This is a genomic window from Vallicoccus soli, assembly GCF_003594885.1.
In the GTDB taxonomy this organism is placed as follows: Bacteria; Actinomycetota; Actinomycetes; order Motilibacterales; family Motilibacteraceae; genus Vallicoccus; species Vallicoccus soli.
Genome location: NZ_QZEZ01000008.1, coordinates 99310 through 120108, shown reverse-complemented (window position 1 = coordinate 120108; position 20799 = coordinate 99310). Strand labels below are relative to the sequence as shown.

The window sequence follows — 20799 nt, the reverse complement described above, 5'->3', positions numbered from 1 at the left end:
CCTCAGAGGACAGAGCGGTAGACCTCCAGCGTCCGCTCGGCGATGCTCGCCCAGCTGAAGCGCTCGACCGCCCGGCGCCGCCCCGCCCGGCCCATCCCCGCGGCGCGCTGCGGGTCCTCGAGCAGGCCGGTGAGCGCGGCGGCGAGGTCGGCGACGAAGCGGTCGGGGTCCAGCGGGGTGCCGGTGCCGTCGTCGGCCTGCTCCAGCGGGACGAGCACCCCGGTCTCGCCGTCGGCGACGACCTCGGGGATGCCGCCGGTCGCGGAGGCGACGACCGCCGTCTCGCAGCCCATGGCCTCGAGGTTCACGATGCCCATCGGCTCGTACACGCTGGGGCACACGAAGACCGTGGCGTGGGTGAGGACCTGCACCACCTCGTGCTTCGGCAGCATCTCCGCGACCCACACGACGCCCTGGCGGGTCGCGCGCAGCCCGTCGACGAGCTGCTCGACCTCGGCGGCGATCTCCGGGGTGTCCGGGGCGCCGGCGAGCAGGACGAGCTGGGCGTCCTCGGGCAGCGAGCGGGCAGCGCGCAGCAGGTACGGCAGCCCCTTCTGCCGGGTGATCCGCCCGACGAAGACCACGCTCGGGCGGGAGGGGTCCATGCCGATCCGCTCGACGACGTCCGTGCCCCGATCGGGCGCGTACTGCTCGGTGTCGATGCCGTTGTGGACGACCGTGACGCGGTCGGGGTCGACCGACGGGTACGCCCGGAGCACGTCGCGGCGCATGCCGGCCGACACGGCGACGACGGCCGCCGCGCCCTCGATCGCCGTGCGCTCGCAGTACGACGACAGCGCGTACCCGCCGCCGAGCTGCTCGGCCTTCCACGGGCGCAGGGGCTCGAGGCTGTGCGTGGTGACGACGTGCGGGACGCCGTGCAGGAGCGAGGCGACGTGCCCGGCGAGGTTCGCGTACCAGGTGTGGCTGTGCACGACGTCGGCGCCCGCGGCGCCGGCGGCCATCTCCAGGTCCACGCCCATGGTCCGCAGCGCCGCGTTGGCCCCGGCGAGGCCGGGCGGGTCGCCGTACGCGGTGACGCCCGGCTCGTCCCGCGGGGCGCCGAAGCAGTGGACGCGCACGTCGGCGAGCCGGCGCAGGTCGCGGGCGAGGTACTCGACGTGGACGCCCGCCCCGCCGTACACCTCGGGCGGGTACTCGCGGGTGAGCAGGTCGACGCGCAGGGCTGCAGTGGGGTCCGGCACGTGCGGGAGCGTAGACCCGCGCGCCCGCGTGTCGGGAGGCCCGGTGTGGTCGTCGTCACGTGCGCTCGCTAGCGTGCGGCCATGGCAGCGACGAAGGTGCTCGCGATCGTCCTCGCCGGCGGCGAGGGGAAGCGGCTCATGCCCCTCACGGCGGACCGCGCGAAGCCGGCGGTGCCCTTCGGGGGCATCTACCGGATGGTGGACTTCGTCCTGTCCAACCTCGTCAACGGGCACTACCTCAAGATCGTGGTGCTGACGCAGTACAAGAGCCACTCGCTCGACCGCCACATCACCAAGACGTGGCGCATGTCGACCCTGCTCGGCAACTACGTCGCCCCGGTCCCCGCGCAGCAGCGCCTCGGCCCGCACTGGTTCGCGGGCTCGGCCGACGCGATCTACCAGAGCCTCAACCTCATCACCGACGACTGCCCGGACATCGTCATCGTCTTCGGCGCCGACCACATCTACCGGATGGACCCGGGCCAGATGGTGCGCCAGCACGTGGCCACCGGCGCCGGCGTGACGGTCGCGGGCATCCGCCAGCCCCGCTCGATGTCGGACCAGTTCGGGGTCATCGAGGTGGCCGAGGGCAGCAACCGGATCACGGCGTTCCGGGAGAAGCCGGCCGACCCGCCCGGGCTGCCGGACTCCCCGGACGAGATCTTCGCGTCCATGGGCAACTACGTGTTCAGCACCGACGTCCTCATCGACGCGGTGACCAAGGACGCGGCCGACCCGGACAGCAAGCACGACATGGGCGGCAACATCATCCCGATGCTCGTCGAGCGCGGCGAGGCCGCCGTGTACGACTTCCGCGACAACGACGTGCCCGGCACCACCGACCGCGACCGCGGCTACTGGCGCGACGTCGGGACCCTCGACTCGTTCTACGACGCGCACATGGACCTCATCTCGGTCCACCCCGTCTTCAACCTCTACAACCACGAGTGGCCGATCTACACCGACCACCCGCCGTGGCCGCCGGCGAAGTTCGTCCACGGCTACCAGGGCCGGGTCGGGCGGGCGGTGAACTCGATGGTCGCGCCGGGCGTCGTCGTCTCGGGCTCGCTCGTCGAGAACAGCGTCCTGTCCCCCGGGGTGACCGTGCACTCGTACGCCCACGTGGACGGCACCGTCCTCATGGGCGGGGTGCAGGTCGGGCGGCACGCCGTGGTGCGCAACGCGATCGTCGACAAGAACGTGGTCATCCCCGAGGGCGCGCAGATCGGTGTGGACCTCGACCGCGACCGCGAGCGGTTCACGGTCTCCGACGGCGGGATCGTCGTCATCGGCAAGGGGCAGAAGGTCGACCCCTGACCCCGGTCGTGGCGGCGGACGCGGACACACTGGGGGCATGAGCGAGCACGGGTCGCCCGGCGCGCACGAGCCCCGGGCGCACGAGCCCTGCGCCGACCACCCGCTGCCGGTGCGCGCAGGGAAGGCGCACGGGCACGACCACGCCCACGGCACCGCGACCGGTGCGCACCGGGGGCGGCTGCTCGTGGTGCTCGTCGTCGCGGTCGCGACCGCCGCCCTGCAGCTCGTCGGCGGGCTGGTGTCCGGCTCGCTGGCGCTGCTCGCCGACGCCGGGCACGTCGCGGGCGACGCCGCGGGCGTGGCGGCGGCCCTGGTGGCGGCCACGCTGGCCGCCCGGCCGGCGACGGGCGCGCGGACGTACGGCCTGCAGCGCGCCGAGGTGCTCGCCGCCCTGGCGAACGCCGTGCTGCTCGCCGCGGTGGGCGCCTGGGTCCTCGTGGAGGCCGTGCGCCGCTGGGACGACCCGCCGGAGGTGTCGGGCGGGCTCGTCCTCGTCGTCGCCCTGGTCGGCGCCGCGGCCAACCTGGGCTGCCTGCTCCTGCTGCGCCGCGGGGCGCGGGAGAGCCTCAACGTGCGCGGCGCGTACCTCGAGGTCCTCGGCGACCTGCTCGGCTCGGCCGCGGTGGTCGCCGCCGCGGTGGTCGTGGCCCTCACCGGGTGGTCGCGCGCCGACGTGGTGGCCTCGGTCGCCATCGGGCTCATGGTCCTGCCGCGCGCCTGGTCGCTGCTGCGCGACGTCGTCGACGTGCTGCTCGAGGCGACGCCGCGCGGGGTGGACCTGGACCACGTCCGCGACCACGTGCGGGCCGTCGAGGGGGTCGTGGACGTGCACGACCTGCACGCCTGGACCATCACCAGCGGCGTGCCCGTGCTCAGCGCCCACGTCGTCGTGGACGCCCGGCACCTCGCCGAGGGGCGCTCCGGGCAGGTGCTCGACCGGCTCGGGCAGTGCCTGGCCGGGCACTTCGACGTCGAGCACTGCACCTTCCAGCTCGAGCCGGTGGGCCACCGCGAGCACGAGGCCGCCCACCACGCCTGAGCGGCTCAGCGCACGATGGCCGGCGCGGGGGTCGGCGTGCCGGCCTCGGCGTCCGCCGCCTCGACCTCGTCGCGGGTGATGCCGAGCAGGTAGAGGATCGTGTCGAGGTAGGGCACGTTGACCGCGGTGTCGGCGGCCTCGCGCACCACCGGCTTGGCGTTGAAGGCGATGCCGAGCCCCGCGGCCTCGAGCATGTCGAGGTCGTTCGCCCCGTCCCCGATGGCGACGGCCTGCGCGAGCGGCACCCCCGCCGCGGCCGCGAAGCGCTCGAGCGCCGCGCGCTTGCCGGCGCGGTCGACGACCGGTCCGGTGACCCGGCCGGTGAGCCGGCCGTCCGCGACCTCGAGGGTGTTGGCCGCGGCGTGGTCGAGCCCGAGGTCCGCGACGAGGTGGTCGGTGACCTGGGTGAAGCCGCCGCTGACGATGCCGACCTCGTGGTCGAGGCGCTTGAGGGTGCGGACCAGGGTGCGTGCGCCCGGGGCGAGGCGCACCGCGTCGCGCACCGCCGCGACGTCGTCGAGGGACAGCCCCTCGAGCAGCGCGACGCGCTCGAGCAGGGAGGCGGTGAAGTCCAGCTCGCCGCGCATCGCCCGCTCGGTCACCCGCGCGACCTCCTCGAGGCACCCGGCCCGCTCGGCGAGCATCTCGATGACCTCGCCCTGGATGAGGGTCGAGTCGACGTCCATGACGACGAGGCGCTTGGCCCGCCGGTGCAGCCCCGAGCGCTGCACGGCGACGTCGACCCGCTGGCGGGCCGCCTCGGCGGCGAGGACCGCGCGCAGCCGCTCCGGCGCCATGCCGGAGACCTCCATCTCCAGCCCGGTCACGGGGTAGCGCGCGAGGCGCACGATCCGGTCGATGTTGGCCCCGGCGTCGGCGATCCGCCCGGCGAGCGCGGCCATGGCCGCCGGGCGCAGCGGGTCGCCGATGACGGTGACGTGGCTGCGGCCGGGCGCGCGCCGGGGGGCGTCCCCCGCGCCGGCGCTCACCTCCACCTGCAGGCCGAGCCGCTCCCCCACGGCCTCCGCGGCGCGCACCAGCGCCGCCTCGTCGCGCTCGGCGCGCACGAGGACGCCCAGCACCAGGTGCCCGCGCAGGACGACCTGCTCGACGTCGAGCACCGCGACGTCGGCCCGCGCCAGGGCCTCGAACAGCGCGCTCGTGACACCCGGGCGGTCGCGGCCGGTCAGGGTGACGAGCAGGGTCCGGTCGCTCACGGCCGCGAGGCTACCGGGGTGCGCCCGGGCGGCCGCCGGTGGTACGACTCCCCCGTGCGCCTCGTCGTCACCGGGAGCGCCGGGCACCTCGGCGAGGCCCTCGTGCGCGTCCTGCGCGCCGAGGGCCACGGGGTGCTCGGCCTGGACCTGCTGCCCTCGCCCACCACCGACGTCGTCGCCGACGTGGCCGACCGCGCGGCGCTGCGGGACGCGCTGCGCGGCGCCGACGGCGTGCTGCACACCGCCACCCTGCACAAGCCGCACGTCGCGTCCCACCCCCGGGAGGCCTTCGTCCGGACCAACGTGCAGGGCACCCTGGCGGTGGTCGAGGAGGCGGCCGGCGCCGGGGTCGGCCGGGTCGTCGTCACGAGCACGACGAGCGCGTACGGGCGCGCCCTGTCCCCGGCGCCGGGCGAGCCGGCGGCCTGGGTCGACGAGGACGTCGTGCCGGTCCCGCGCAACGTCTACGGCGCGACCAAGGTCGCCGCCGAGGACCTCTGCGAGGTGGTGCACCGCGAGACGGGGCTGCCGGTCCTCGTGCTGCGCACCTCCCGCTTCTTCCCGGAGGGCGACGACGTCGCCGAGCAGCGGGCGGCGTACGACGACGCCAACCTCAAGGCCAACGAGCTGCTGCACCGGCGGGTCGACCTCGAGGACGTCGTCGCCGCGCACCGCTGCGCCCTCGAGCGGGCCCCCGCCCTGCGCTGGGGGCGGTACGTCGTCAGCGCCCCGACCCCCTTCACCCGGGGGGACGCCGCCGAGCTGCGCCGCGACGCCGCGGCCGTCGTGCGCCGGCTGTTCCCCGGCGTCGACGCGGTGTACGGCCCCCGCGGCTGGCGGCTGCCCCCGTCGCTGGACCGCGTGTACGACAGCACCCGCGCCCGCCGCGACCTCGGGTGGGCGCCGCGCTGGACCTTCGGGCACGCGCTCGCGGCGCTCGCCGCCGGCGGCGAGGCGCGCAGCGCGCTGGCCGCGTCGGTCGGCACCAAGGGCTACCACGACCGGCCGACGGGGCCGTGCACCGCGGCCGGCCGCGCGCCGCGCTGACGTCAGCCGCGCGCGGCGCTGACCTGCTCGAGCCGGGCGCCGCCCTCGGCGAGGTCGTCCCAGCCCCCGTCGACGCCGAGCACGACGACGCCCGCGGTGGGGAGCTTCTCCGCCAGCGCGGCGAGCTGCTCCTTGTCGCCCCGGCCGGCGAGCGCCACGGCGAGCTCGTGCGTGCCCGGGTTGTGGCCCACGACGACGAGGCAGCGGGCGTCGTCCGACGTGCCGCGCACGAGGCCCAGCACCGCGCGCGGCGAGGCCAGGTAGAGGCTCGGCTCGTAGCGCACCGTCACCGGCTCGTCCGCCTGGCCCTCGGCCAGCTCCCAGGTGCGCCGGGTCCGCACCGACGTCGAGCACAGCACCATGTCGGGCCAGCACGTGTCGTGCAGCAGCCGGCCCAGCGCCACGGCGTCGCGCTCCCCGCGCTCGGTGAGCGGGCGGTCGTGGTCGTCCACGCCCTCGGGGTAGTCGGCCTTGGCGTGGCGGACCAGGACGAGGCGCCGCTCGGGGTCGCGCCGCGCCACTCAGGCCCCCATCGCGTGCACGCCGCCGTCGGCGTGGACGATCTCCGCGGTCGTCGCGGGCATCCAGTCCGAGAGCAGCGCGCAGCACGTGCGCGCCGCGGGCTCCGGGTCCTCCAGCGCCCAGCCGAGCGGGGCGCGCGTCGACCACACCCGCTCGAACTCCTCGAAGCCGGGGATGGACTTGGCGGCCGTCGTGCGCAGCGGCCCCGCGGCCACCAGGTTGACCCGGAACCCCTCGGGGCCGAGGTCGCGCGCGAGGTAGCGCGCGGTGGACTCGAACGCGGCCTTCGCCACGCCCATCCAGTCGTACTTGGGCCAGGCGACCGCCGCGTCGAAGGTGAGGCCCACGACCGATCCGCCGCGCGGCATGAGCGGCTTGGCCGCCATGGTCAGCGCCTTGAGGGAGTACGCGGACACGTGGACCGCGGTCGCCACGTCGTCCCACGTGGTGTTGAGGAAGTTGCCCCCGAGCGCGGCCTCCGGGGCGAACCCGATGCTGTGCAGCACCCCGTCGAGGCCGTCGACGTGCTCGCGGACCGCGTCGGGCAGCCCCGCGAGCTGCTCCTCGCTCGTCACGTCGAGCTCGACCACCGGCGCCGGCTGCGGCAGCCGCCGGGCGATCGTCCGGGTGATGCGCAGCCCGCGGCCGAAGCCGGAGAGCACCACCGTCGCGCCCTGCTGCTGGGCGACGCGCGCCACGTGGAACGCGATCGAGCTCTCCATCAGCACGCCCGTGACCAGCAGGCGCTTGCCCGCCAGCAGCCCGCCCTGCGCCGTACCGTCCGTCGTCACGCCCATGTCAGTGCCCCATCCCGAGTCCGCCGTCCACGGGGACCACGGCCCCGCTGATGTACGCGGCGTCGTCCGACGCCAGGAACCGCACCACGCCCGCGACCTCCTGCGGGGTCGCGAGCCGCCCCGCCGGGATCGCCGCGACGTACGCCGCCCGCCGCTCCTCCGGCAGCGCGGCCGTCATGTCCGTCTCCACGAACCCCGGTGCCACGACGTTCGCGGTGATGCCGCGCCCGCCGAGCTCGCGGGTGATCGAGCGGGCGAGGCCGACCAGGCCGGCCTTGGACGCGGCGTAGTTCGCCTGCCCCGGCGTGCCGTACAGCGCCACGACCGAGCCGACGAGCACGATGCGGCCGCGGCGGAGCCGGATCATGCCCTTGCTCGCCCGGCGGGCGCAGCGGAAGGCGCCGGTGAGGTTCGTGTCGAGGACCTGGTCGAACTCCTCGTCCGACATGCGCAGCAGCAGCTGGTCCTTCGTGACGCCCGCGTTGGCCACGAGCACCTCCACAGGCCCGTGGGCGGCCTCGACCTCGCCGAACGCCGCGTCGACGCTCGCGGTGTCGGTCACGTCGCAGCGCACCCCGAGCAGGCCCTCCGGGGCGTCGCCGCTGCGGTGGGTCACCGCGACCCGGTCGCCGGCCGCCGCGAAGGCCCGGGCCACGGCCAGGCCGATGCCCCGGTTCCCCCCCGTCACGAGCACGGAGCGGCCGCCGGGGGCGGCCTCGTCGCTGGGTCCGGCCACGGGTCCTCCTGGGCTGCTGGGCGTGCTGGTGCGGGTGCTGGTGCGGGTGCTGGGCGCCGGCTCCCGCGCCGGCGCGCGGGCGGGGGTCGGGCGGGGGTCGGGCGGGTGTCGTCGGGTCGGTCGCGCCGCAACCTACCCGGCCCCCGGCACGGGCGGGCCGAGGGGCGGCAGGACGGCGTGACGCACCTCTCACGAGCCGGGTCGCAGGTCGGTGGGGCCCGGCGTAGCGTTGACCGGGTGAGCAGCGACGACGTGCGCAGGGCGCACGCGCTCCCCCGCGGGTCCGGCCGGTCGACCGTGCACGGCCGCGGGCGGCGCGTGGAGGTCCACGCCATCACCGGCGCGCGGCGCAGCGTCACCGCGGACGTGCAGGCGCGCACGCGGCGCTACCTGTTCTCGATGCTCGTGCGCACCGCGTGCTTCCTCGGCGCGGTGCTGTCGACGGGCTTCACGCGCTGGGCCCTGCTCGCCGGCGCGGTGCTGCTGCCGTACTTCGCCGTGGTCATCGCCAACGGCGGCCGCGAGCCGACGAAGGACCTGCCGACCGCGCCGTACGTCCCCAGCCGGCCCATGCTCGAGGCGCGGCACGACGACGCCGCCTGAGGCCGTACCGGTCGGCCGCTGGCCTGCGCGTCCCGCTCCGGCGCTGCACCGATCCGTGCAATACTCGACGGGCACCGCCGGTCCGCGCTGAGCGCGGGCGGTGCCCCCGGACGCGGTGCCGGGCGGCTCCCCCCGTGGCTGCCCGGCACCGCCCGCGCCGGACCCGCGAGGATGGCCCGCGTGAACCTGCTCCCCGGCCCCGTCCCCGTCGACGAGGCACCCCCCACGTGCTCGGCCAAGGGCTGCCGCGCGCCCGCGACCTGGGCGCTCTCCTGGAACAACCCGGCCCTGCACGCGCCGGAGCGGCGCAAGCAGTGGGCCGCCTGCGACGCCCACCGCGAGCACCTCGCCTCGTTCCTGGACCGGCGCGGCTTCCTGCGCGACGTCGAGCCCGTCGCCGCCCCGCCCGCCTGAGCCGGAGCGGCCCCCGCTCAGCCCCCGATGGCCGACATGGGCCGCACGGGCTGGAGGAACCCCGGGTCGTCGATGCCGTGGCCGGCGCGCTTGGCCGCGAGCGAGGCGACGAAGCGGGCCGCGAGCGCCGCGTCGTCCTCGCCCCCGCGCAGGCCGGCCCGCAGGTCGCTCTCCTCGCGCGCGAAGAGGCAGTTGCGCAGCTGGCCGTCGGCGGTGAGGCGCACCCGGTCGCACGTGCCGCAGAAGGGGCGCGTGACCGAGCCGATGACGCCGACCGGGCCGCGCAGCGCACCACCGCGCTCCTGCGCCCACCAGCGCTCCGCCGGCGCGCTGCCGCGGGCCGCCGCGCCCTCGGCGACGAGGTCGAAGGCGCGTCCGAGCGAGGTGAGCACCTCGTCCGCGGTCACCATCTCCTCGCGCCGCCAGCCGTGCTGGGCGTCCAGCGGCATCTGCTCGATGAACCGCAGCTCGTAGCCGTGCCGCAGCGCCCACCGCAGCAGGTCGGGCGCCTCGTCGTCGTTGACGCCGCGCACGAGCACCGCGTTGACCTTGACCGGCGCGAGGCCGGCCTCCTGCGCCGCGGCGAGGCCCGCCAGGACGTCGTCCAGGCGGTCACGGCGGGTGATGCGGGTGAACGCGAGCCGGTCGAGGGTGTCGAGCGAGACGTTGACCCGGTCCAGCCCCGCCGCGGCCAGGGGCGCCGCGAGCCGGGCCAGCCCGATGCCGTTCGTCGTGAGCGAGAGCCGGGGCCGCGGCTCGAGGGCCGCCACCCGCTCCACGAGCCCCACGAGGCCCCGGCGCAGCAGGGGCTCGCCGCCGGTGAAGCGCACGTCGGTGACCCCGAGGCCCACCGCGACGCGCACCAGGCGCACGAGCTCGTCGTCGGTCAGCAGCTCCGGCCCCGGGAGCCAGTCGAGCCCCTCGGGGGGCATGCAGTAGGTGCAGCGCAGGTTGCAGCGGTCGGTGAGCGACACCCGCAGGTCCGTGGCCACCCGCCCGTGCCGGTCCACCAGGGCGGGGGGCACGGGGGTGCTCGGGGAGGCGCTCGTCACCCTCCCCAGCCTACGGCCGCGCGCGGTGCGCGCGCCCGTGCCGCGGCCAGTACCGTCGAGGGGTGCCCACCCCGCTCGGCCTGCTCGCCACGCGCCGGTGGCTGGGCTTCACCGTCTTCGCCCTGGTCGTGGTGCTGGCGTGCGTGCAGCTCGGGCGCTGGCAGCTGCACCGCGCGGAGGACCGGCAGGCGACGGCGCGCGAGGTGGCGGCGCGCACGAGCGCCGAGCCGCTGCCCGTGCAGGACGTCACGGCCGTCGGGGAGCGCCCGGCCGAGGCCACGCGCTGGCGGTCGGTCTCGGCCGAGGGGGCGTACGACCCGTCGGGGACGGTCCTGCTGCGCAACCGCTCGCTCGACGGGCAGCGCGGCTACCACGTGCTCGTGCCGCTGCGCCTGGACGACGGGACGGTGCAGGTCGTCGTGCGCGGGTTCCTGCCGGCCCCCGGCCCGCTGTCGGCCGGCGTCGACGTGCCCGCGCCGCCGGAGGGGCGCGTGGCGCTGCAGGGCCGGCTCGTGCCGGGCGACGCGGTGGACGGGCCCGACGACCTGGGGCTCGACGAGGGCAGCGGCGTGCTCAGCGCCTCGCGCGCCGACCCGCTCGTCCTCGGTACGGCGCTCGGCGCCCGCGTCGCCCCGGCGGGCTCGCTGCGCGGGGGGCTGGTGGAGGCGACGGCCGAGGAGCCCGCTCCGCCCGCGACCCTGGCCCCGCTCCCGGCGCCCGAGGCCGGCAACTACGGGCTCAACTACGCGTACATGGTCCAGTGGTGGCTCTTCGCCCTCATCGGGGTCGTCGGCTGGTGGCTGCTCCTGCGGCGCGAGGCGCGCGAGGGGTCGGGGCAGGACGGGGCGGCGCGGGAGCGTCGGGCGGTCCGGGCCTGACGAGGGGCGCGTGAGCCCGGGCCGTGCCGCGCCCTGCCGGTGCTCCTGACGCTGCCCGGGCGTTCGCCGGCAGTGCGTCCTCGCACGCGTCGGGTGCACCGCCCACGCACGTCGACGACGGGGCGCAGCGTCGCCGGACACGACCATGCGCTGATGGTCGGGTCCGTGGCGTTCCCGACGCCCTGCCGTCCGAGCTCGGCGACTGCGCCCCGCCGCTGCGTCGTCGGGGACGTCTGGACGGTGCGCCGCGCCGGGGCCCGCCCCAAGCTCCCACCCCACGACCGCCGCCTCCGACCGCACCCTGCTCACCGGGCGGACCTGCGCCCGCCCCTACCGCTCAGGGCGGCCTACCGCGCCGCCTCGCCGGGCGACCGCACCTCGACGACCACCACCGGCACCACACCGACCTCGGCGGACGACCACCAGCCGGCCGCGGGCCGATCCTCCGTGGGCCGGACCCTCGGCGCTCCTGACGCAACGGCGCGCAGTCGCTCGTGACCCTCTGGTCGCCCCGGTGCGTCGTCCGGGTGGTGCTTCCCCAGTGCCCTCGGCAAGCGCTTGCTCGGGCGAGGACTGTCGGACCCCCTCCGTAGGTTCGGGGGCATGGCAGCGGGGGTCGGCGAGGTCGAGCGTGACGTCCCGGTCTGCGCTGCGGCCGCGACGCTGCGTGCCGTCGACACCCTGCTCGACGAGCTCCCGCTCGGCACCTCCGCACCGACCGGCGCGTCGCCGTCGACCAGTGACGGGCTGTGGCGCGTCCCCACCGGCGAGCTCGCGTCGCTCGCGACGACCGCCCTCGCCCTGCGCACGCGCCTGGAGGCGGTGCTGCTCGCCGTCGTGCGGGAGGCCGACGTGCGGGGGCTGCACGCCGCGCTGGGCGCGGCCTCGACCGCGCAGTGGCTGGCGCAGACCGCGCGCTGGGAGCCCGCCGAGGCCCGGGGGTTCGTCGCCGACGCCGCTGCCCTGTCGGCCGGGCTCGCCGCGACCGGTACGGCGGTCCCGCGCCTCGCGCTGGTGGCGGCGGACCAGGACGCACCGGACGAGGACGCACCGGGCGTGGACGGGCCTGACGACCTGGCCGCGGCACCGGCCGCGTCTCCCACGCCCGGGCCGCTGCCGGCCCCGGGGAGCGCCGTCGGCGCCGAGGTGGCCGCGGGCCGCGTCGACCGGGGCCGCGCCGGTGCCGTCCTGCGGGCGCTGGCCCTGCTGCCGCACGACGCGAGCGCGCTCGAGCGCGCCGAGGCGGAGGCGGTGCTGGCCGGCTGCGCGCGCGACCTGACGGCTCGCCAGGTGGGCCGGGCCGGTCGCCGCCTGGCCGAGGCCCTCGCGGCCCGCCGGGCCGACACGGACGACCCCGCCGAGGCGGCGGCCGTCGAGGACGAGGAGCGGCGGGCGGCCCGGCAGGCCGAGCAGCGGGCGAGCGAGCTCTACGAGGAGCGCCAGGTCTGGTGGCGCGAGCGGACCGACAGCGCCGTCGAGGGCGGCTTCCGCCTCGACCCGGTCACCGCCGCCCCGCTCGTCGCCCTCCTCGACGCGGCGGCCCGGCGGCCGGACGACCCGGTGCGCGCCGTCGGGGACGGGCACGCCCACGACGACGGGCACGCCCACGACGACGGGCACGCCCACGACGGGCACACCGGCCACCGGGACGAGGCGATCGAGCATCCTGGCGGACGGAGGCGCGACGACCGGGACGACTGGCTGCACGATGCGACGGACGACCAGCCGGACGACCACGACCCGCCAGGACTCCTCGCGGCCACCGGGTCCGCACCGCGCCAGGCCCCGGACGACGCCGGCCCCCCTGCAGCACCGTGCGAGCGACCGGAGGAGGGGCCGGCTGCACGTGCTGCCGACGTGCCGCCCGACCGGCGGACCCGCGCCCAGCGCGCCGCGGACGCGCTCGCGCAGCTGTGCACCTACGCCCTCGCCGGGCAGGTCGGCGGCTTCCTCCTGCCGTCCGAGGCCACCCGTCACCCGCAGGTCACCCTCACCGTCGACCTCGAGCGCCTGCGGCGAGGCCTGGCCGGGGCCGGGACGCTCGACGCGCTGCCGAGCGGCAGCGGCGCGGCCGACCTCACACCGGCCCAGGTGCGGGCCCTCGCCTGCGACGCGGACGTCGTGCCGGCGCTCATGGGCGGGCCGTCGCAGCCGCTGGACCTCGGCCGCTCCCGACGGCTCGCGAGCAGGGCGCAGCGCACGGCGCTCGCGCTGCGCGACCGCGGCTGCGTGGTGCCGGGCTGCCCCGTCCCCGCGGCCGGTTGCATCGCCCACCACCTGCAGGAGTGGGGCCAGCAAGGGCGCACCGACCTGGCCAACCTCGCGCTGCTCTGCCCGGCGCACCACACCCAGGTCCACCTGCAGGGCTGGTCGCTCGAGGTGACGGCCACCGGCGTCGTCGAGGTCGTGCCGCCGCGCTGGGTCGACCCCGACCAGCGGCCCCGCCGGCACGAGCGCCACCTCGTCCGTGCCCTGCGTCGCTGACCCCCCCGGCGCAGCCCTCGGAGCCGCGCCCGCCGGAGCCGCACCCAACAAGCCGCGCCCGCCGGAGCCGCGCCCGCCCCAGCCGCGCCCGCCCCAGCCGCGCCCGCCAGGGCCGCGCTGATCTGATCCGCGCTACCTGATCACCGACCGGCGAGTGCACCGGTCCGACCCGCGCCGAGCCGATCCGCGCGCGCCGGACCCGACGGCGACGACCCGCGGCCCCGCGCCCGGCCGTGCGCCCCTCCGCGTCCTCAGCGCACGAGCCGCCGGAGGGCGAGGCGGGCGAGGGGAGCGTACGCGGCGATGACCGGCCATGGGCCGTGCAGCACCAGCCAGGTGCTGCTCCCGCCGCCCTCGGCGGGCTCGACGCCGTGCTGCAGGTGCAGGGGCAGGACGCGCGGGCCGACGGTCCAGGACCAGGTCCGGCCGGGCTCGTCGACGTCGGTGACCGTGAAGGGCAGGCGCACCGCGACCGGCGAGGGCACCGCGGCGACCACGCTGCCGCGCGCCCCGGCGACCAGGCGCGGGGCGTCGCACTCGACCGCGCGGATCTGCGGGGCCCAGGTGGACCAGAGGGCGGGGCGGGCGTACCGCTCCCACGCCACGTCCGGCGCCTGGGGACCGCTCGCCCCGACGCGCAGCGAGCCCCGTACGACGCCCACCGCGCCTCCCCCCGCCCGGGCCCCGTGCCCGGACCGCCGGCGCCCAGCCTGCCGCAGGACGCCCGGCCCGACCAGCCGCGGGTCGTGGTGCAGGATGGCGCCGTGGACCTGGGGCTCACTGGACGCGTCGTCATCGTCACCGGCGGTTCGCGCGGCCTCGGCCACGCCACGGCGCGGGTCCTCGTCGCCGAGGGGGCGCGTGTGGTGCTCTGCGGGCGCGACGAGGAGCGGGCGGCCGCGGCGGCCGCCGAGCTCGGCGGGCCGGAGCAGGCGCTCGGCGTAGCCGCCGACCTCGCCGAGCCGGGCGTCGCGGAGCGGCTCGTCGCTGCGGCCCACGGGCGGTACGGCCGCCTCGACGGCGCGCTCGTCAGCGTCGGCGGACCCCCACCGGGCCCCACGAGCGCCCTCGACGACGACGTCTGGCGGCGCGCCTTCGAGACGCAGTTCCTCGGGCCCCTGCGCGTCGTGCGCGCCGTCGCGCGCCAAGCCGGCGACGAGGGCGGCTCGATCGCCCTCGTCCTGTCCAGCTCGGTGCGCGTGCCCATCGAGGGCCTCGGCGCGTCGAACGGGCTGCGCCCCGGCCTCGCCATGGTCGCCAAGGAGCTCGCCGAGGAGCTCGGCCCGCGGGGCGTGCGGGTCAACGGGCTGCTCCCCGGGCGCGTCGACACCGAGCGGGTGCGCGAGCTCGACGCCGCCACCGGTCGGCCCGCCGGCGCCCGGCGCGAGCGCGAGGCGGCCGTGCCGCTGCGCCGGTACGGCACCCCGGAGGAGTTCGGCCGGGTCGCGGCGTTCGCGCTCTCCCCCGCCGCGTCCTACCTGACCGGCGTCATGCTCCCGGTCGACGGCGGGGCCACGCCCGGGCTCTGAGCCGCACCGGCGCCCCCGGCGCCGTGCCGCCCGGCCCCGTCGGCGCCGGCCCCGTCGACCACCTCGGCCCCGGCTCCGTCCGGACCGTGCAGCGTGTCCTGCTGCCCGGCGAACTGGGTGCGGTAGAGCTCGGCGTACAGCCCGCCGCGGGCCAGCAGCTGCTCGTGCCGCCCGCGCTCGGCGATCCGCCCGCGCTCCACGACGAGGATCTCGTCCGCCTCGCGGACGGTGGAGAGCCGGTGCGCGATGACGAGGGCGGTCCGCCCGACCAGGGCGGTGCGCAGCGCGCGCTGCACGAGCGCCTCGGACTCGGAGTCCAGGTGGGCCGTGGCCTCGTCGAGCACGACGACGCGCGGCGCCTTGAGCAGCAGCCGGGCGATGGCCAGGCGCTGCTTCTCCCCGCCGGAGAGCCGGTGGCCCCGGTCCCCGACGACCGTGTCGAACCCCTCGGGCAGCGACTCGACGAGGTCGAGGATCTGCGCGGCGCGGCAGGCGGCCCGCAGCTCCTCCTCGGTGGCGCCCGGGCGGGCGTACAGCAGGTTGGCGCGCACCGTGTCGTGGAAGAGGTGCGCGTCCTGCGTCACCACGCCGACCGCGTCGTGCAGCGACGCGAGCGTCACGTCGCGCACGTCCTCGCCGGCGACCCGGACCGCCCCGCCGGTGACGTCGTACAGCCGCGACACGAGCCCGGTGATGGTCGTCTTGCCGGCACCGGACGGGCCGACGAGGGCGACGGTGCGCCCGGCGCCCACGGCGAACGACACGCCGTGCAGCACCTCCGTCGACGGCGTCGCGTCGAGCACCGCGACCGACTCCAGCGACGCGAGCGACACCTCGTCCGCCGCCGGGTACCGGAAGCGCACGTCGTCGAACTCGACGGTGGCCGGCCCCGTGGGCAGCGGGCGCGCGCCGGGTCGCTCGGCGACCATCGGCGGCAGGTCGAGCACCTCGAACACCCGCTCGAAGCTCACCAGGGCCGTCATGACGTCGACGTGGACGTTCGACAGGGCGGTGAGCGGGCCGTAGAGCCGCGTGAGCAGGGCGCTGAGCGCCACGAGCGTGCCCACCTGCAGCGTGCCGCCGATCGCCAGGAGGCCGCCCACGCCGTACACGACCGCCGTCGCCAGTGACGCGACGAGCGTGAGGGCGGTGAAGAAGACGCGGGCGTACATCGCCTGGGTGACGCCGATGTCGCGCACCCGGGCCGCCTTGGCCGAGAAGCGGTCGGCCTCCTCCGACATGCGCCCGAAGAGCTTGACGAGCAGGGCGCCGGAGACGTTGAACCGCTCGGTCATCGTCTGGCTCATCTCGGCGTTGAGCTGCATCGCCTCGCGGCTGATGGCCGCCAGCCGGCGCCCGACGCGCTTGGCCGGCAGCACGAACACCGGCAGGAGCAGCAGCGCGACGAGAGTGATCTGCCAGGAGAGCAGCAGCATCGTCGCGACGACGAGCACGAGGCTCACGACGTTCGACACCGTCGAGGACAGCGTCGTGGTGAACGCCTGCTGGGCGCCGATGACGTCGGTGTTGAGCCGCGACACCAGCGAGCCGGTCTGGGTGCGGGTGAAGAAGGCGACCGGCATCCGCTGCACGTGGTCGAACACCTGCGTGCGCAGGTCGAAGATCAGCGACTCCCCCACCCGCGCGGTGAACCAGCGCTGGGTGAGCGAGAGGGCCGCGTCGACGACCGCGAGCAGCGCGATGCCGAGCGCGACGAGCACGACGAGGCGGCGGTCGCCCTCCGCGACGCCCTGGTCGATGATCACCTTGAACAGCAGCGGCGTCGCCACGACGATGAGCGCGTCCGCCACGACCAGCGCGAGCAGCGCGGCCACCTGGCGGCGGTAGGGCCGTGCGAAGCGCAGGATCCGCCGGGCGGTGCCCGGCGCGAGCCGCTGGCGCGCCACCGCCTCGTCGCGGGTGAACGAGCGCAGGGTGCGGGCACCGCTCATGGATCCCGGGTTCACGCTGCGGGGCCTCCTGCCGGTCGACGACGGCCCCCGCGACGGGGGCGTCCGGGGGCGTCAACCCCGTACCCCGCCGCGCCCTTCCGCACGGCCGTCCGCCCTGGGCGTACGACGGCCCCCGCCCGGCGGTGCGGGACGGGGGCCGTGGGGGTGCTCCGGCTCAGGCGCCGGTGGCCCGCCCGCGCGTGGCGCCCCCGCGCCCGCGCAGCTGCGTGCCCGACTCGCTGAGGATCCGGTGCACGAACCCGTACGAGCGGCCGGTCTCCTCGGCGAGGGCCCGGATGCTCGTCCCGGAGGCGTACTTCTCCTGGAGCTCGCCGGCGAGGCGGCTGCGGTCGTCGCCCGTCACGCGGGCACCCTTCTTGACGGTGTCGGCCACGCTCGCGTCTCCTTCGCACCTCGTCGGACGTCGGGTCCCGGTCTGACCCGTCGGGCGCCGCGCGACAGTGGCGCCCTTGCGGCCCATGATCGGTCAGTGGGGCACGACCGGCCACCCGGCGCGCGGCGGGCCGCGCACCGTCGGCCCCGTCACGGCGGCGTCGACAGCGCGACGCCGCAGGTCAGCGGGTGGTCGACCGGGTGTGTGTGGCACGCGTCACACCGGCTCGAGGACCACCACCACGTTGCTGTCCCAGCCGCCGCGGTCGCGGTCGTACGACCCGCCGCACGTCACGACGACGAGCCGCTCCGGCCCCCGGGCGGTGAAGAGCCGCTCGGCCGGCAGCCGCTCCTTGACGAACGTGCGGACGGCGACGACCTCGTACGACCGCTCCCCCGCCCCGCCCTGGACCCGCCGGCCGCCGAGCTCGGCGCGGTCGCCCGGGCGGAGGTCGACGACGCGCGCGAGCGGGCCGCGGCCGTACCGGGCGCTGTCCACGTGCCCCACGAGCACGGCGCTGCCGACGCCGCTGCCCGGGCGGGCGCCGTCGCGCCACCAGCCGACGACGTCCGGGTCCTCCGGGACGTCGAGCACGCCGGCGCCGGCGGCCACCGGCACGACGGGCTGGTCCACGTCCACCGCCGGGAGCACGAGGCGCTCCGGCACGAACGCCGCGGACGGCGGCGCGAACGGCGTGGCCCGCACCGGCCGCGGCGCCCGCGACGGGGCCGGGGCCCGTGGGCTCGCGGTGGCGGTGACCACCGGCTCGGGCGCGGCGCTCGGCACGGGCGCGGGCAGCGCGCCCACGTCCGCGCGCACCTGCGCGCCCGAGCCGGCCCAGAGCCCGAGCCCGCTCACGAGCAGGGCCGCGCCGCCGGCGAGACCCGCGAGGTCCCGCCGGCGGACGCGGCCGCTCCGGCGTCGCACGGTCAGCGGCGCGCGACCCGCACCGCGGCGCCGCCGAGGACGAGGGCGCCGAGCCCGGCGAGGGCCAGGTAGCCGTAGGGGGCGGGGGCGCTGGAGCCGTCGCCCGCCGGCACCTCGCCCGGCGCGCCGCCCTCGCCCGTGTCGATGGTCTGGGTCAGCAGCGCGTAGCCGTTCTCGCCGTCGCCGACCGCGTAGGCGAAGTACGCCACGCCCGGCTCGAGCGCGAGGCCCTCGGCCGACAGGCCCGGCACCGCCGAGCCGCCCGCCTGCACCTCGACGTCGACGGTGCCCGCCGGGACCTCCGCGGACTGCTCGGCGAGCGGCTCGAGGCCGGAGAACGCCGGCGCGCCGTTGACGAGCACGTCGACCGCGGGCGCGTCCGCGGTGTGGCGGGCGGTGACGCGGGCCGAGCCGTCCTCCGGCGCGCTGGTGTCGTTGACGAAGACGGCCAGGTTGGGGGTGCCGCCGGCGGCGTTGGCCACCACGCTGGCGTTCGCCCCCGCGGGCACCTCGACGCCCTCGGCCGTGATGATCGCGGCGGAGGTGTCCTCGGCGTCCGGCGCGGTGACGTAGAGGTCGTACGTGCCGGCCGGCACGGAGACCGTCTCGAGGTCCTGGTACGCGAAGTCGTCCAGGAGCACCTCCTCGCCGGCCCAGACGTCGACGGTCGCGGCGTCCGGGAGCGCGACGCCGTGAATCACGGTGACCGTCGCGTCGCCGGACGAGGACGCGACGGCGGGCAGGGCACCGAGGCCGAGCGCGGCGGTGCCGGCTGCGGCGGCGAGGGCGAGGGTGCTGGTCCTGCGGAGCATGCGGGTCTCCTCAGAGTCGGCCGGCGGGTCGCCGGGGCTGCAGCGGCCCCCGGGGCGGGTGCCGCACACCCCCTCTTCCGCCCGGGTGCGCCCGGCGGATGCACCGGTTGCACAACCCGTGGCGCGGAACCGGTCGCACCGCTCAGGCGAGCGACACCAGGTCCGCGTACTCCGGGTTCCACAGGTCCTCGACGCCGTCGGGGAGCAGCACGACGCGCTCGGGGTCGAGGGCCTCGACGGCGCCCTCGTCGTGGGTCACCAGGACGACCGCCCCCTCGTACGAGCGCAGCGCCCCGAGGATCTCCTCGCGGCTCGCCGGGTCGAGGTTGTTCGTCGGCTCGTCGAGCAGCAGCACGTTGGCGCTGGACACGACGAGCGTGGCGAGCGCGAGGCGCGTCTTCTCCCCGCCGGAGAGGACCCGCGCCGGCTTGTCGACGTCGTCGCCGCTGAAGAGGAACGACCCCAGCGTGCGCCGCGCCTCGACCTCGGGCAGGTCGGGCGCCGCGCTGCGCATGTTCTCCAGCACGGTGCGCTCCGGGTCGAGCGTCTCGTGCTCCTGCGCGTAGTAGCCGAGCTTGAGCCCGTGCCCGGGCTCGACGCCGCCGGTGTCGGGGCGCTCCACCCCGCCGAGCAGGCGCAGCAGGGTCGTCTTGCCCGCGCCGTTCAGCCCCAGGATCACCACGCGCGAGCCGCGGTCGATCGCCAGGTCGACGTCGGTGAAGATCTCCAGCGACCCGTACGACTTGCTGAGGCCGCTGGCCATGAGCGGGGTCCTCCCGCAGGGGGCGGGCTTGGGGAAGCGCAGCTTGGCCACCTTGTCGTGCGCGCGGACCTCCTCCAGGCCCGAGAGCAGCCGCTCGGCCCGCCGGGCCATGTTCTGCGCGGCGACGGTCTTGGTGGCCTTGGCCCGCATCTTGTCCGACTGCGCCATGAGCGCGGCCGCCTTCTTCTCCGCGTTGGCGCGCTCGCGGTGCCGGCGCCGCTCGTCGGTCTCGCGCTGCTGGAGGTACGCCTTCCAGCCCATGTTGTAGACGTCGATGACCGACCGGTTGGCGTCGAGGTAGAACACCCGGTTGACGCACTTCTCGACGAGGTCGACGTCGTGGCTGATCACCACGAAGCCGCCCCTGTACGCCATGAGGTAGTCGCGCAGCCACACGATCGAGTCGGCGTCGAGGTGGTTCGTCGGCTCGTCGAGCAGCAGCGTCTGCGCGTCGCTGAAGAGGATCCGCGCCAGCTCCACGCGCCGGCGCTGGCCGCCGGAGAGCGTGTGCAGCGGCTGCTCGAGGACCCGGTCGGGCAGGCCGAGGCTGGAGGAGATGGTGGCGGCCTCGGACTCCGCGGCGTAGCCGCCCTTGGCCAGGAACTCCGCCTCGAGCCGCGCGTACCGCCCCATCGCACGGTCGTGCGTCTCGGGGTCGACGCTGGCCATCTCGCCCTCGGTGCGGCGCATCCGCGCGATCACCTCGTCGAGCCCGCGGGCGGACAGGATGCGGTCGCGGGCCAGCACGTCGAGGTCCCCGGTGCGCGGGTCCTGCGGAAGGTAGCCGACCTCGCCGGAGCGCGTGATGGACCCGGCGACCGGCTGGCCCTCCCCGGCGAGGCAGCGGGTGAGCGTGGTCTTGCCGGCGCCGTTGCGCCCGACGAGGCCGACGCGGTCACCGGGCGCGACGCGGAAGGTCGCCCCGGACAGCAGGATGCGGGCGCCGGCGCGCAGCTCGACGTCGTGGGCGGTGATCACAGGTCTCTCCGTGGGGCTGGCGGGCGGGTCGTGGCGGGCCGCGCCGGCCTACGTGCAGGAGGACATGCGCGCCAGTCTACGGGCCGGGAGCGGCCGGGCCGGCGCGCTCGGGACGCACGGGGCGCGCACCCGG

The 20799-nt window shown here is 76.9% G+C and carries 20 protein-coding genes; 8 read left to right on the top strand and 12 right to left on the bottom strand.

Translation table 11 applies throughout. From position 1 onward, the window contains the following. Window positions 1–2 precede the first annotated feature (2 nt). On the bottom strand, window positions 3–1184 hold the full coding sequence (glgA, locus tag D5H78_RS15815; protein WP_119951549.1) for a glycogen synthase: 1182 nt from the start codon (window positions 1182–1184) through the stop codon (window positions 3–5). A 102-nt stretch (window positions 1185–1286) separates the two neighbouring features. Here glgA and glgC point away from each other — a divergent pair, with 102 nt between their 5' ends. Next, complete coding sequence (gene glgC, locus D5H78_RS15810) at window positions 1287–2522, top strand: glucose-1-phosphate adenylyltransferase (protein WP_119951462.1); 1236 nt, start codon at window positions 1287–1289, stop codon at window positions 2520–2522. A 37-nt stretch (window positions 2523–2559) separates the two neighbouring features. Continuing rightward, window positions 2560–3561, top strand: a complete 1002-nt coding sequence (locus D5H78_RS15805) for a cation diffusion facilitator family transporter (RefSeq protein ID WP_119951461.1) — start codon at window positions 2560–2562, stop codon at window positions 3559–3561. A gap of 5 nt (window positions 3562–3566) precedes the next feature. Here D5H78_RS15805 and serB read toward each other — a convergent pair whose 3' ends face one another. Next, window positions 3567–4778, bottom strand: a complete 1212-nt coding sequence (serB, locus tag D5H78_RS15800) for a phosphoserine phosphatase SerB (protein ID WP_119951548.1) — start codon at window positions 4776–4778, stop codon at window positions 3567–3569. 54 nt (window positions 4779–4832) lie between these two features. Here serB and D5H78_RS15795 point away from each other — a divergent pair, with 54 nt between their 5' ends. Then, a complete protein-coding gene (locus tag D5H78_RS15795; protein WP_119951460.1) occupies window positions 4833–5825 on the top strand; it encodes an NAD-dependent epimerase/dehydratase family protein in 993 nt (330 codons plus the stop codon). 2 nt (window positions 5826–5827) lie between these two features. Here the strand turns inward: D5H78_RS15795 and D5H78_RS15790 are convergent, their stop codons facing one another. The 3 genes from D5H78_RS15790 to fabG are packed head-to-tail and all read right to left on the bottom strand — an operon-like array spanning window position 5828 to window position 7880. Further along, a complete protein-coding gene (locus D5H78_RS15790; RefSeq protein ID WP_119951459.1) occupies window positions 5828–6346 on the bottom strand; it encodes a SixA phosphatase family protein in 519 nt (172 codons plus the stop codon). Next, window positions 6347–7144: an enoyl-ACP reductase FabI gene (gene fabI / locus D5H78_RS15785; protein WP_119951458.1), complete on the bottom strand. Its 798-nt coding sequence runs from the start codon at window positions 7142–7144 to the stop codon at window positions 6347–6349. It lies immediately after the preceding gene. A gap of 1 nt (window position 7145) precedes the next feature. Then, the gene (fabG, locus tag D5H78_RS15780) at window positions 7146–7880 is read right to left on the bottom strand and encodes a 3-oxoacyl-ACP reductase FabG (protein WP_119951457.1); all 735 of its coding nucleotides are present in this window, start codon (window positions 7878–7880) and stop codon (window positions 7146–7148) included. Between the two features lie 237 nt (window positions 7881–8117). Here fabG and D5H78_RS15775 point away from each other — a divergent pair, with 237 nt between their 5' ends. Beyond that, window positions 8118–8483 (top strand): DUF3099 domain-containing protein, encoded by a 366-nt coding sequence (locus D5H78_RS15775; protein WP_218566686.1) that lies wholly within the window; start codon window positions 8118–8120, stop codon window positions 8481–8483. 180 nt (window positions 8484–8663) lie between these two features. Continuing rightward, window positions 8664–8897, top strand: a complete 234-nt coding sequence (locus D5H78_RS15770; RefSeq protein ID WP_218566685.1) for a hypothetical protein — start codon at window positions 8664–8666, stop codon at window positions 8895–8897. Window positions 8898–8914: 17 nt separating this feature from the next. Here the strand turns inward: D5H78_RS15770 and moaA are convergent, their stop codons facing one another. Continuing rightward, window positions 8915–9949, bottom strand: coding sequence for a GTP 3',8-cyclase MoaA (gene moaA, locus D5H78_RS15765; protein ID WP_218566684.1), 1035 nt, complete (start codon window positions 9947–9949; stop codon window positions 8915–8917). A 62-nt stretch (window positions 9950–10011) separates the two neighbouring features. Between moaA and D5H78_RS15760 the strand changes: the two genes are divergently transcribed. Beyond that, entirely contained in the window at window positions 10012–10827 is an 816-nt protein-coding gene (locus tag D5H78_RS15760; RefSeq protein WP_119951455.1) for an SURF1 family cytochrome oxidase biogenesis protein, read from the top strand. A gap of 603 nt (window positions 10828–11430) precedes the next feature. Beyond that, window positions 11431–13311, top strand: coding sequence for an HNH endonuclease signature motif containing protein (locus D5H78_RS15755; RefSeq protein WP_119951454.1), 1881 nt, complete (start codon window positions 11431–11433; stop codon window positions 13309–13311). Between the two features lie 251 nt (window positions 13312–13562). Here the strand turns inward: D5H78_RS15755 and D5H78_RS15750 are convergent, their stop codons facing one another. Beyond that, a complete protein-coding gene (locus D5H78_RS15750) occupies window positions 13563–13973 on the bottom strand; it encodes an SRPBCC family protein (protein ID WP_218566683.1) in 411 nt (136 codons plus the stop codon). Window positions 13974–14075: 102 nt separating this feature from the next. Here D5H78_RS15750 and D5H78_RS15745 point away from each other — a divergent pair, with 102 nt between their 5' ends. Then, the gene (locus D5H78_RS15745) at window positions 14076–14840 is read left to right on the top strand and encodes an SDR family oxidoreductase (RefSeq protein WP_119951544.1); all 765 of its coding nucleotides are present in this window, start codon (window positions 14076–14078) and stop codon (window positions 14838–14840) included. Here the strand turns inward: D5H78_RS15745 and D5H78_RS15740 are convergent. The 5 genes from D5H78_RS15740 to D5H78_RS15720 all read right to left on the bottom strand — a co-directional run bounded on the left by D5H78_RS15740 (window position 14786) and on the right by D5H78_RS15720 (window position 20666). Further along, window positions 14786–16792 (bottom strand): ABC transporter ATP-binding protein, encoded by a 2007-nt coding sequence (locus D5H78_RS15740; protein ID WP_119951453.1) that lies wholly within the window; start codon window positions 16790–16792, stop codon window positions 14786–14788. The genes D5H78_RS15745 and D5H78_RS15740 overlap by 55 nt on opposite strands. Window positions 16793–16967: 175 nt before the next feature. Next, complete coding sequence (locus D5H78_RS15735) at window positions 16968–17186, bottom strand: helix-turn-helix domain-containing protein (protein WP_119951452.1); 219 nt, start codon at window positions 17184–17186, stop codon at window positions 16968–16970. 216 nt (window positions 17187–17402) lie between these two features. Further along, window positions 17403–18113, bottom strand: a complete 711-nt coding sequence (locus D5H78_RS15730; RefSeq protein WP_119951451.1) for a class F sortase — start codon at window positions 18111–18113, stop codon at window positions 17403–17405. Window positions 18114–18115: 2 nt separating this feature from the next. Beyond that, window positions 18116–18925 carry a DUF4397 domain-containing protein gene (locus D5H78_RS15725; RefSeq protein ID WP_119951450.1) on the bottom strand — a complete coding sequence of 270 codons (810 nt, stop codon included), beginning with the start codon at window positions 18923–18925 and terminating at the stop codon, window positions 18116–18118. Window positions 18926–19067: 142 nt separating this feature from the next. Then, window positions 19068–20666 (bottom strand): ABC-F family ATP-binding cassette domain-containing protein, encoded by a 1599-nt coding sequence (locus D5H78_RS15720; RefSeq protein WP_119951449.1) that lies wholly within the window; start codon window positions 20664–20666, stop codon window positions 19068–19070. Between the last annotated feature and the right edge of the window lie 133 nt (window positions 20667–20799).